Genomic DNA, 12,186 nt, shown 5'->3' with positions numbered 1-12,186 from the left:
TGTGGCGGTCAGTTCGACAGTGTAGGTGCCTGCCGAAGTGTACTCATGGGTTGGATTCTGGGCGGTCGATGTTCCGCCGTCGCCAAAGTCCCAGCTCCATGATGTCGCACCGCTTGATTGATCGGTGAAGCTGACAGTCAGAGGTTCTGTGCCGGAAGTCGGTGATCCAACAAATGCCGCGCTCGGACCGACGTTGACGGTGATATAGTCGGTCTTGGTTTCGGTGTCAGATCCCCCCGGCCCGGTTACGGTCAATTCGACAGTATATGTGCCTCCGCTGGCGTAAGTATGTGATGGATTCTGTGCAGTTGATGTGCCTCCGTCTCCGAAATCCCAGTTGTAGCTGTCGATTGTGCCGGTCGACTGATCGGTGAAGATAACATTCAGGCTGGCACATCCTGAGGTTGGTGAAGCGCTGAAGTTGGCCGATGGTGGTGGAGTTCCGGTATTGACGGCATTGTAAGCGTTGATTCGTCCCGCACCGAGTTTTCCGGCATAGGATGAGTTACATGAAAGGTTGTCAATATCGTCGGCACTATTGAGCAACTGTTGTTTTACCTGGCTGGCAGACCAGGTCGGATTCTGTGACCAGATCATGGCGGCCACGCTTGCCGCCAGGGGAGTTGCCATCGAAGTGCCATCCAGGGCCGCGACATAATCACCGCCGGGATCAGCATGATCATGGTACAAACTCAGTATCCCTGTCCCCGGAGCGGAGATATCGACCCAGGTGCCATAGGTTGAGAAATCCGCTTTACAGTCATTGCTGTCGGTAGCAGCCACCGAGATAACGTCACTGCGAGCGCACATGTAATCAGCTGTCTGACTGCCATCATTGCCGGCCGCCTTGAAGATCAGACCTCCGGAATTGATGAAGTAGTCCACCGCGGCATCCAGGCCACCGGTGTTGGATGCGCCCCAACTGCAGGAGGCGATCCTGGCGCCATTGTCAGCGGCGTAATAAAGTGCTTCAGCTATAAAGTCCATGCGGACGTAACCGACTTCATAGAACCAGTACCTCCCCGACCATCCGATCCGGCAGGCCATGACCTTGATACCATTGGCGGTCGGTTGCAGGGTGCCATCCCCCCATCCTCCGGCTGGTGCACAGGTAGCGTAGCCGTTGTTATTGATGGCCCCCAGGTTACCGGCGCAATGAGTGCCGTGGCCGTTGAAGTCGCGCGGGTCGTTGTCCTGGTTGTCGCAATCTTCACCGCTCCAGCAGTTGGAACCGCCGTCGACGAAGTCCCAGCCAACCCAGTCATCGACATAGCCGTTGCCGTCGTCATCAACGCCGGATGAGCCGTTCTTCTCGGCCCAGTTGATCCACATATTGCCGTCGGTAGCGCCCGGATTGGACGGTGAGGCGTTGTAGCCCCCGAGATCTTTGTGGTAGTAGCGTACACCGGAATCGAGGATAGCGACGATTACACTTTCATCGCCGGTTTCGATATCCCAGGCTTCTTCGGCATCGATATCGGCATCGTTGGTTTGATTCAGATGCCACTGGCCGTCATAGTTGCCGTCATTGGGAGTGGCGTAGACGGTATGGATTCCGATCGGCTGGGCCTCAAGGACACCGCTTATGTTCTTGTAATCTTCGACAGCCCGCTCAACATCCACTTCCCCTTTGAATTTGATCTTGTGCCATCCGGCCAGATCTTCGGATGCCCGGTCAGTCTTTTCGATCGCCCCCTGAAACTGTGGCCGCATCGCGGCAATATCATAGAAACGTCCGAGCTCATCGAGTTCCCAGATGCCTGTTCTCCCGGACGCCATTTCATCACGATTCAGTGCTAAGGTTACCTGGCGGTCGAATTTGACCACGATCTCATCAGCGACATAGCCGACAAAACCGGGAGCATCGGGACGCTCGACTTTGGCGATTTTGACATCGTCCGCCGACAGAACCGTGCCACATAAGAGTACGATCAGAGCGGTAAATAATAGTTTTTGTTTCACTGTTTCTCCTCCCTCGGTAAGTTATCTGCATGAGGCAGACGTATTAATGCGAAAAAAAACGATAGATAACTGGCGGTTATCACCTCCTTCGATCCAATGCACAAGCTGTGCGAACGTAATGGCGGGGATTCGCCCAGGTCAGGTGCATTTTTCGTTTTGTGCAGACTTCGTACTATCGCGCGTGGTATCTAATAAATTATTGAATTAATGTAAAAAGTCAACTTCTAAGGTGTTTATTATAAAAAAACCTGCCGTATCAACCGGCAGGTTCGGGTGTCATAGTATATTTGACTAACTTGCTTTTTGGTTTTTATCCAGCAGGCGCAGATTGGCGGGAGGAGCACCGCCATCCTTATCCTGGCCCATATAGACCGTCATGTGTGGGAATGGAATCTCGATATCGAGTTCATCGAATTTCTTTTTCATAATGGCATTGAAGGCTCGCCCGATTCTCCATTGCTTGATCGGCCTGGTCTTGATGCGCGCTTTGATGATCACTGCCGAATCGGCAAACTGGTCGACTCCCAGAATCTCGATCGGATCCAGGATATCGTCTTTGTATTCATCATCGGACTGCATCTGTTCGCTGATCTGCTTGAGAACTTCGATTACCTCATCGGTATTCTCCCGGTAGGCTACGCCGACATCGAAGAGGTAGTAAGAAAAATCCTTGGTCATGTTGGTGACCAGTTTGATTTCGCTGTTGCGGACGTAATGAACATTGCCGGAGAGGTCTCGCAGAATTGTCATACGCAGATTGACTTTTTCGACCAGTCCCCCCTTGCCGGCGATCTGGACAACATCGCCTTCACGAATCTGGTCTTCCATCAGGATGAAAAAGCCGGTGATTACATCGGAGACAAGCGTCTGTGCGCCGAAGCCGATCGCCAGGCCGAGAACACCGGCGGCGGCCAGGATCGGCCCGATGTCGATACCGGCTTCCCCCAGGACCATCATGACGATGACTGCCAGTAAAACAATCGTGATCGCGTAGCGTATAACGGATTGCAGGGTATTGAGACGCTTGAGGCTTTCGCTTTCCTCCCGGTTGCGTTTGAGCTGGGAGAAAACCCGGCCTAAAAGTATCTTGGCGATTTTGTTGAGGATCAGGCCACCGATTAAAATCACCAGTATAGCGATTCCGGAATTGATCATCCAATCTGTAAATTGCTGGAGGATTTTCTCGAAATCTATTTCAATATTCATTTCATCTCCTTATGGTTTGATTTCGCGCGGTCGTTGAATCAGTAAAATCACTTAAGAAAATGCAAATGTCAAGAACGCTCTGAAATTATTGTTTTATTTTAATTAATTGTCAAAGCAACCGGGGATGGTCGTAAATTGTCTTTATCTATGAATGTGAAAAACGAAAAGTTCTGGCAGCTTCTGAAACCGGTTCATCCGCAGGCTGAAGCGTTCTGCCGTAAACTCGCGGGCAACCGCGATGACGGTGATGATCTCTACCAGGATGCGCTTTTAAAAGCTCTCGAGAGTTTTGACAGCCTGAAGGATGCAAGAGCCTTCAAAGCATGGCTGTACCGGATTCTGATCAACATCTATAAGAATCGCCGGCGCCGGCAGAGACTGGTCGAGTTCGTGCAGTTGAAGTTTTTAACTGCTGACGATCGAAGAACCGATGATCCGTCTTTACGGTATGTGCTCAACCGTCAGCTCGAGCACGCCCTGGGAGTTCTTTCGCCGGAGGATCGTGCCCTGGTGCTGATGTTCGAACTGGAAGGTTTCAGTATTGGCGAGCTGACCGAGATAACCGGCCGACCCGGGGGTACGATCAAGGCCAGGTTGTCCCGCGCTCGTGGAAAGATGCGCAGGTTTTTGCAAAAGAAGCTAAAGCTGGACGAAAAGACAGCAACTGAAAATGAGGTGCGCTATGCGTTGCAGAGAAGTAAAACAGTGGATGAATGATCATCCTGACCAGCTCAATACTCTGCTTCCGGATTCGATCGCAAGTCATATCGAAGACTGTCCGGAGTGCGCGCAAAACTTAATTGCGGAACGTTTGCTCCAAAATCGAATTGAAGCCGAACTGAAAAATCAGGCAGTCGCGACAACGCCACTGGACCGGATTCGGGAGAAGATCGAACTACGACGCACTTCTTTGACAAACAAGAAAGGAATATTTGCCATGTTTAAAGATCAGATCAAAACTCATCCCCGCCTGATAACCGGCTTTGGACTGATGGCTGTGATTATCATGGCCATCACGCTGATACCGTTTTCGTATACGACGACAGTTGGATACCGGATGTGTTTCAACCTCGATGACCCCTCATCTGTCAACTACCTGGACAGTTACCGCTCCGCGCTTGATGCGTTGGGTTATGCAAATACGCAGGTCAGTTTTGACGGCGATTGCCTGCATGTGGCCAGCCTGCCTGACAGGGATGCTGTGCGCGAGGCGGAAGTCGCCTTCAGGCTGATAGCCGGAGACAATCCCCGACTTACGGTTGAGCCGATACGTGAAAAGACTTCCGGCAGTCTCTATGCCCAGGCCAGGCAGAATATGACCAAAATCGAAATCGACACAAAAGATAAGACTGATTTCGAAATCGAGCAGTTGATTATTCAAAAACTTGTGGCAGCCGGAATAGTAGATCCTGAAGTTAAGGTGGAAACACTGCCAAACGGTGAAAGACGTATTTCGATCGAAACAAATAGCGAAGGATCGGAAGGCGAAGAAAGAAAAGAGATGATCGAATTAAAGCTTCACGGCACTGACGATGTCGATTTCGGTTTTGAATTTCAATCAAAGACGATCGATGTCGAAACCGAGGGCAAGACACCTGAGGAGATAGAAGCCGCTGTAAGAGCCAAGCTGGCTGAAAGGGGTATTCACAACGCCGATGTAAAAGTCAATGTCACACCTGATGGTAAGCATGAGATACAGATCGAACTTGAAAAGGAAAAATAGCAGAATATTCGTACTTACTTCAACCCGTCCAAACTTTGGGCGGGTTTTTTTGTTAGTTCAAATATAACTTGAGATAAGCCTGTCGATTGTTTACATTTAATGAATTGAAATCAGGGGTTTTATGGCAATATCGAAAACAGAACTGGAAAACAGCCTGCGTGAATTTGATGCAGACTTTTTGCGTGCTGAACTTGAAAATCGCCCCGCATTCATCCGCAAGATTCAACGTATGCTGTATCACCATGATGAGCCGGTCCGAGTCGGTGCCGCGCGCGCATTCGGCCTGGCGGCGGAGGTGTTTGAAACCGAGCGGATGAAGGATATGATCCGTCAGCTGGTCTGGATGATCAACGAGGAATCGGGCAATAACTGCTGGTATGCTCCCCATGCCCTGGGCGAGATCGGCAAAGTCCGACCAGACTATTTGCGGGATTTTATTCCCTGCCTGATGGAGTTCTACAAGTATCCAAATTCGGGTATAAAGCGAGGCCTGGAGTATGCCTTCAGGTGTTTTACAGAGGCTGGCCTGGAAGTGCCCGCGCTTTCCGACGACCCGGCCGCTGACTGAAAATTGCACAGCCGGAAGCGGTTTGGATTAAACTCCATCGGCAACTTTTTCGATATCGTGTGTAAAACCGACAATAAAGGCAAATTTGAAGCTTGCAGGTGTATCAATGAGTAAATCCAGATCACTGTTTATTCCGCTTATGTTGCTGGTCCTGTTTATTTTTGGCGGATCAGCGTTTTCACAGCCGGTCAGCGCAGAGTACGAGTTCAAGCTGATCAATCCCCAACGCGCGTTGTTCAGTATACTGGCCGATTTCGATTTTCATTTTTCACAGGATTCACTTGTTTTCAAAATTCCCGCCTCGGACAATCATTACACCGAAGGCTACGGCCAACATATCAAAAAACTCGACCTGATCCGCCTGAGTGATTCCAGCACCGTTAAAATGAGCCGTATGGACGACAACAGCTGGCTGGCCAGAAATCTGCCACAGGGCAAATACCGGATCAAATATCTGCTTCCGATTCAGCATATCATGATGCTCTCCGAGTACGGGGTCGATGAAACGCCGTTTTTCTTTGACAATAACGGTATACTGATCGGGACCGGGATGCTTGTCTATCCCGAGCTCGCTTTGGCCAATCGGCCCGACAGCATTGTGCTCCGTTTCGAAATGCCTCCCCGGATGGTGGCGATTATACCTGAAAAAAGACTGGATTCGAACAGCTACCTGATTGGTTCGTTTGAAGATGTCCAAAACGATTACTGGGCGGTGGGGATGTATGACACCCTGACGCTCGGCGGAAAAGCGAATCCGCTTGTGGTGGCCGTGCAGGACGATGCCTTCGGTTTTACACGTGATCACCTGGTTTACAATTTGCGCTGTGTCTGGGATGAGATCTTTAAGCTGTTTGGATCCATGCCACCGACGGACCTGTATTTGTATATCACACGTTTTCCTCTCTCCCATGAGAATCAGCAGATCCTGAATGGAGGAGCTTCCTCGCCCGGGACGATAAATATTCTTCTGGACGACAAGCTCAAGGCACGCGGGCTGGATGAGAATTTCGGGCTGGTGGCCTACAATATGTTCGTGCAGTGGGTACCGATCAGTTTCTTTCCCGAGGACCGGCTGGGCATGAACTGGCTGATTCAGGGGGCGGCCAACTATTACCAGAATCTGCTCCTGCTGAGGTGCGATATAATCAGCGCAGAGACTTTCCTCAACCGGGTAGTCCAGACCTATGAGCATTACCTGACCGAGTTCGAACGGCGGGGACTGTCGCCTCGCGCGGCTCGGGAGATTCCGGCCGCAACAGGTTATGTCGGGGCGGCAGAATTTCTGACCGCCATGGCTCTCGATCTGAAGCTTCGTTCCCTCGTATACGGGTCATTTTCGCTGGATGATTACTTTGCCGCTATCACCGCGCGTTTCAGAGATGGTCAGACCGCTTTCAAGAGTTATTATCTGTATGAGTTATGTGACACATTAAGTGGCTACTATCCCAAGTACTTTATTGATTCCTGCTTGAATCTCAACACGGTTATCGATCTCCCCGGATTGCTCAGCAATTTCGGTGTCAGGCTCGAACGAGTCAAAGACGGCAAACCGGATTTCGGGGTGCAGTTTCAATCATTCGATGACCTGACTATTGCTGATGTGCGCAGGGGCGGACCGGCCTATGACTCCGGTCTTAAAGATGGAGATCAGGTAATAAAGATCAACAACCGCGATTTCAAGAACGCCATCGAGCTGGTCCGGTATATCGAAAGCCTTAAACCCAATCGCACGATTTCGGTCGAGTACCTGCGCGACGGTGACAAGCGTAAGACCAAAGTCAGGCTCGGCGGTCTGGATAAATTTGAAATCGAAATCGATAAATCCGCCAACAGGGTGCAGAAAGAACGCTGGCAGGATTATATCGGTCAGAACAGTTCAGACTGATAAACGCGGAAAAGGGCAACATTTTTATTTATCTTCCGTAAGTTTTGCTTATATTGCTGATTCGGATTTACCATGAATGATAAGAAGTTTACAGTTATTTTCGCCATTCTGCTGGGACTTTTCATAGTACAGCACCTGCTTATCAAACAACCCGAACTGTTTCAGCGTGATGAGCCAAAGGCAGAATTCGAGGATGTCCAGTTCGAGCTTCTGGATGGCGGCATCGAGCCGCTCGGTTATTACAAAGACAAACAACCTCTGGTGTTGTTGTTCTGGACCGAAAACTGCAATCCCTGCCGTCTGGCGTTAGATGATCTCGGTCGGCGAAGCGATGAACTCAGAGAGGCTGTCGATGCCGAGATTATTACGGTTGCGAGTGGAATGACTGCCAAAGAGGTTCAAGCTATCAAAGCCGAATGGGAGATCGATTTGAAGATCGGCCTCGATCCCGATCTGAAAATTGCCGAGCAACTGGATATAATCCGCTTTCCAACCCTGATAGTAATCAAAAAAGATGGCGAACTGAGCGGTCGGTTTGATTCATACAAGCCGGACCATTACGACGATATTGATTATTATCTGGACAGCGAAAACAACTCGGAAGTAATTGACACAACAGAGGTAATCATAGAAACAGAGGAGAAGTCGGGTGAAACTGAGAGCAATCCGACTGAATAGAATGAGAGCTGATTGTGATGTCTGAAGAGCTGGCGATAAAAATAGAAAACCTCGAAAAGACTTACCCCGGACGTACCGCTAAGGAAAAGATTCGTGCTCTCGATGGTATCAGTTTGGAGGTCAAACGGGGTGAGATATTTGGCTTTTTGGGGCCCAATGGCGCTGGCAAAACGACCACGATTCATACCCTGATGAACTTCATTTTTCCCACAGCCGGAAAAGCCGAAATCTTCGGATTGCCGGTGACCGACCCGGAAAGCCGGAGACGGATCGGTTTTCTGCCGGAGCTGTTCAATTTCGATAAATTCCTGAAGGGCAAAAAATTGCTGGAATACATGGGGTCTTTGGCCGGGCTCGACCGCGAGACTGTGCATTCGCGAGGTAAAGAGATCCTGGGGTTTCTCGATCTTAAACAGGGTTTCGAACGCAAGGTCAAGACTTTTTCGAAGGGTATGACTCAGAAGATGGGGTTAGCGCAGGCGCTTCTGACAGACCCCGATCTCTTGATTCTGGATGAGCCGACTTCAGGTATGGACCCGATCGCCAAAGCCAGGATCAAGGACTTTTTTTTGAAACTAAAAGATCAGGGTAAAACGATCTTTCTGAGTTCTCATATCCTTTCGGATGTGCAGAAAACCGCCGATCGGGTAGCTATCATCAACCAGGGCAGGCTGATCAGGGTCGATACGATGGAGCATCTGCTGAAACGTCCCGATGAAACCGAGATAGTCTTTTCGCTCAATCCGGACAGGGCGACCAAGTTCGAGACTACCTGGCAACTCGAAAGCATGGGTGAGAACACTTACCGTGCAAGTGTTTACGGAAAAGAGAAGAAAGCCAGGCTGATCGCTGAACTGTCAGGTTCGGGGGCGGATATAATTTCACTCAAACCGCGCAGTATGGAACTGGAAGAAATCTTTATGCAGTTGGTGGAAAATGGATCTGAAGCAGATTAATACCATAAGCAATCACAAGTTCGCCAAACTGATGCGTTCGAAAATCTACTGGCTCTTTTTCGTTGTCGGTTTGGGGATTTTGTTGATGTCGATGATTCCGCTTCTGGTGGCCGAAGAATTCGCGCAGAGCGGGATGGCGATGATATTTATTTCCCAGTTCGCTCAAGCCTACACGGTATTCGGACTGTTCGCCTCGATAGCGCTCGGGTCAATCGTTTTGATCCAGGATATCCGCGACGGTACCATGTTCACGTTTTTGGCACGGCCGATTTCACGTTCCGATTTCATAATGGGAAAAATCATCGGCGCTTTTAAACTGATTATGGTTTTCTGGGTTTTTCAGATCATCTATTTTTCCATATTTTTGTACGCGGTTACCGATTACGGTATCTCGACTAATATCATCCTGACTTTCATCTTCGATCTGATGTTTTACCTGATGATGATCAGCGTGACCGCCTTTTTCTCGATCCTCACCGGTCCGATCTGGGCCGCCCTGATCGTGCTGGTTATCCACTTTTTACCCGTGATCGCTAAAGGCTTGATGCAATTCGAATGGGGTATCTGGACCACGATATTCAAGGTAATCTACTTTGCGGGCCCTGAATTTAACGTGCTTTCAAACTGGGACAGTCTGATAGGAGCGACATTGCTCTACGATGCCTCGATTCTTCAGAAACTGGCTTACTTCTTTACCCTGCTTTTGGTGGTGGTCCTGCCGACTTTCAAGATCTTCACCGCGCGTAACCTGACTCCCAAGGATTAGGCAGACCGTTTTTGCTTGCCATTTGCACTAAAAGCCTATTAATGTAACTGTTGTTGGCTGTTTGTGTGTATAACCGATTTGAGGTGATTACAAGTGTTTGGTGACTTAATAAAGAAAATCTTCGGCACAAAACATGAACGCGACCTGAAAAAGATCAACCCGGTCGTGGAAGAAATCAAAGAAATCTATCCCACCCTGGAAAAGCTTTCGCAGGAAGAGCTGATCGACAGAACCGCAAAGTTCAAGGCTGACCTGGCAGAAATCTGGGCAGAGCTCGAGGAAGAAGCTCGTGAGCATGATTGGGATAAAAAAGAGCGCAAGCAGAAGTTCATGGAGCGCATAAATGAGTACCTGGACTCGATTCTCCCGGAAGCTTTCGCGATGGTCAAGGAAGCTTGCCGGCGGTTGTGCGGTCAGGAAGTCGATGTGGCCGGCCAGAAGACCACCTGGAACATGATTCCCTACGATGTCCAGCTCTTTGGTGGAGTGGTACTGCACCAGGGCAAGATTGCCGAGATGGCGACGGGCGAAGGCAAGACTTTGGTAGCTACTATGCCGGTCTATCTCAATGCGCTGGTCGGCAAGGGAGTTCATGTGATCACCGTCAACGACTACCTGGCGCGTCGTGACGCTGAGTGGATGGGCGCTGTCTACAAGTTTCTGGGATTGACCGTCGGTGTGATCCAGCATGGCCAGGATCCGGAGCAAAGACGTGAGCAGTACAACTGCGACATCACCTACGGTACCAACAGTGAATTCGGTTTTGACTACCTGCACGACAACATGGGCTGGCGTGTCGAGGACAATCGTCAGCGTGGACATTTTTACTCAATCATCGACGAGGTTGATAGTGTCCTTATCGATGAGGCCCGGACACCATTGATCATATCCGGACCGGTCGAGTCGACGATCGATCAGGCCTTCCGCGATATGCAACCCTTAGTCGAGCAGATCAACAGGAAGCAGTCGATGATGGTCACCAGCCTTTTGAATCAGGCTGAAAAAGCACTTAAAGAGGAAAATTACGACGATGCCGCTTATGATCTCCTTACGGTTCGCCGGGCGGCACCCAAAAACAAGCGCTTCATGAAGATCATGAAGGTCCCCGATCACCAGAGCATGGTCACGAACGTCGAATCAGCCATCCTGCGCGATAAGAAGAATCTCAATGAAATCGATGAGAGGATTTATTACGCGATCGACGAGAAGGATCATTCTGTGACCCTCTCGGAGATGGGCCTTAATGAACTCCATCCAACCGACAAACAGCTGTTTGAAGTTCCCGATATCGCCGAAGGGCTGGTGGGAATCGACAACGATGATTCCCTGGATGAAGAGCAGAAAATCGAAGCCAAGGACAAACTTTACAAACAGCATATCGCCAAATCACAGAAGCTGCATTCGATTACCCAGCTTTTGAAAGCATACAGCTTATTCGAAAAAGATGTCGAATACGTGGTCCAGGACGGCAAAGTTATCATCGTGGATGAGTTTACCGGTCGCCTGATGCCCGGCCGTCGTTTTTCCGATGGTCTCCATCAAGCCATCGAAGCCAAGGAGAAAGTCCGAATCGAAGGCGAGACACAGACAGTTGCCACGATCACTTTACAGAACTATTTCCGCATGTATTACAAGCTGGCCGGTATGACCGGTACTGCTGAAACCGAGGCGGGCGAATTCTGGGATATCTACAAACTCGATGTGGTCGTGATTCCGACCAACAAACCTGTGAAACGGATCGACTACACCGACGTGATCTATCGCACCAAGCGCGAGAAATACGCCGCCATTATAGAAGAGATCGAGCATTTCCACGAGATCGGCAGGCCGATCCTGGTGGGCACTGTCTCGGTCGATGTGAGCGAGACCATATCGCGCATGCTCAAGCGCAAAGGCATCAAGCATGAAATCCTGAACGCCAAACAGCACCAGCGTGAGGCGGAAATCATCCAGTTTGCCGGTCGCAGTGGTGCGGTAACTATCGCCACCAATATGGCCGGTCGCGGAACCGATATCAAGCTTGGCGAGGGAGTTCTCAAACATCCCAACTGTTCGATCATTGAAAATCCCGAGTACGGCGAAGTCTGTCCCCTGCGCGACAAATATGACTGCCGCGAAGAGCCGGTTTGCGGACTGCATATAATCGCTACCGAGCGCCATGAGGCACGCCGTATCGACCGCCAGTTGCGTGGCCGTTCGGCCCGTCAGGGTGATCCCGGATCATCACGATTTTTCATCTCTCTCGAGGATGATCTGATGCGCCTGTTCGGTGTCAGCCGCCTGACCGGAGTCCTTAATTTCCTGGGACTCGAGGATGGTGAAGCGATTGAGCATCCGCGTGTCTCCAAGGCGATCGAAGGCGCGCAGAAACGAGTCGAGACCGAAAACTTCTCGATTCGAAAGCGCCTGCTGGATTTCGACGATGTCATGAATGTGCAGCGC

Annotated in this window: 10 protein-coding genes; 8 read left to right on the top strand and 2 right to left on the bottom strand. The window is 50.2% G+C overall.

Annotated features, from left to right (window positions below):
* Both GF404_12150 and GF404_12145 read right to left on the bottom strand, forming a co-directional pair.
* On the bottom strand, positions 1-1,962 hold a 1,962-nt coding region (locus tag GF404_12150), incomplete at its 3' end, for a S8 family serine peptidase (GenBank protein ID MBD3382934.1).
* A 291-nt stretch (positions 1,963-2,253) separates the two neighbouring features.
* On the bottom strand, positions 2,254-3,168 hold the full coding sequence (locus tag GF404_12145; protein ID MBD3382933.1) for a mechanosensitive ion channel: 915 nt from the start codon (positions 3,166-3,168) through the stop codon (positions 2,254-2,256).
* A 135-nt stretch (positions 3,169-3,303) separates the two neighbouring features.
* Here GF404_12145 and GF404_12140 point away from each other — a divergent pair, with 135 nt between their 5' ends.
* The 8 genes from GF404_12140 to secA all read left to right on the top strand — a co-directional run.
* Positions 3,304-3,885 (top strand): sigma-70 family RNA polymerase sigma factor, encoded by a 582-nt coding sequence (locus tag GF404_12140; protein ID MBD3382932.1) that lies wholly within the window; start codon positions 3,304-3,306, stop codon positions 3,883-3,885.
* Positions 3,851-4,891, top strand: a complete 1,041-nt coding sequence (locus tag GF404_12135) for a hypothetical protein (protein ID MBD3382931.1) — start codon at positions 3,851-3,853, stop codon at positions 4,889-4,891. Before GF404_12140 ends, GF404_12135 begins: the two co-directional genes overlap by 35 nt.
* 121 nt (positions 4,892-5,012) lie before the next feature.
* A complete protein-coding gene (locus GF404_12130; GenBank protein ID MBD3382930.1) occupies positions 5,013-5,459 on the top strand; it encodes a hypothetical protein in 447 nt (148 codons plus the stop codon).
* 106 nt (positions 5,460-5,565) lie between these two features.
* Positions 5,566-7,344, top strand: a complete 1,779-nt coding sequence (locus GF404_12125; GenBank protein MBD3382929.1) for a PDZ domain-containing protein — start codon at positions 5,566-5,568, stop codon at positions 7,342-7,344.
* 72 nt (positions 7,345-7,416) lie between these two features.
* Entirely contained in the window at positions 7,417-8,022 is a 606-nt protein-coding gene (locus GF404_12120) for a redoxin domain-containing protein (protein MBD3382928.1), read from the top strand.
* A gap of 14 nt (positions 8,023-8,036) precedes the next feature.
* On the top strand, positions 8,037-8,978 hold the full coding sequence (locus tag GF404_12115) for an ATP-binding cassette domain-containing protein (GenBank protein MBD3382927.1): 942 nt from the start codon (positions 8,037-8,039) through the stop codon (positions 8,976-8,978).
* Entirely contained in the window at positions 8,959-9,744 is a 786-nt protein-coding gene (locus GF404_12110; GenBank protein MBD3382926.1) for an ABC transporter permease subunit, read from the top strand. The genes GF404_12115 and GF404_12110 overlap by 20 nt, the downstream gene beginning before the upstream one ends.
* Before the next feature lie 93 nt (positions 9,745-9,837).
* On the top strand, positions 9,838-12,186 hold a 2,349-nt coding region (gene secA / locus GF404_12105; GenBank protein MBD3382925.1), incomplete at its 3' end, for a preprotein translocase subunit SecA.

The organism is Candidatus Zixiibacteriota bacterium (assembly GCA_014728145.1).
GTDB lineage: Bacteria > Zixibacteria > MSB-5A5 > JAABVY01 > JAABVY01 > WJMC01.
The sequence above is the reverse complement of the archived record's forward strand: the minus strand, read 5'-3'. Positions and strand labels throughout refer to the sequence as shown.

Excerpts from the sequence above, each read along its gene's own strand:
- GF404_12145 (MBD3382933.1), bottom strand. The coding sequence starts at position 3,168 with ATGAATATTGAAATAGATTTCGAGAAAATCCTCCAGCAATTTACAGAT.
- GF404_12125 (MBD3382929.1), top strand. The coding sequence starts at position 5,566 with ATGAGTAAATCCAGATCACTGTTTATTCCGCTTATGTTGCTGGTCCTG.
- GF404_12110 (MBD3382926.1), top strand. The coding sequence starts at position 8,959 with ATGGATCTGAAGCAGATTAATACCATAAGCAATCACAAGTTCGCCAAA.
- GF404_12130 (MBD3382930.1), top strand. The coding sequence starts at position 5,013 with ATGGCAATATCGAAAACAGAACTGGAAAACAGCCTGCGTGAATTTGAT.
- GF404_12120 (MBD3382928.1), top strand. The coding sequence starts at position 7,417 with ATGAATGATAAGAAGTTTACAGTTATTTTCGCCATTCTGCTGGGACTT.
- GF404_12135 (MBD3382931.1), top strand. The coding sequence starts at position 3,851 with ATGCGTTGCAGAGAAGTAAAACAGTGGATGAATGATCATCCTGACCAG.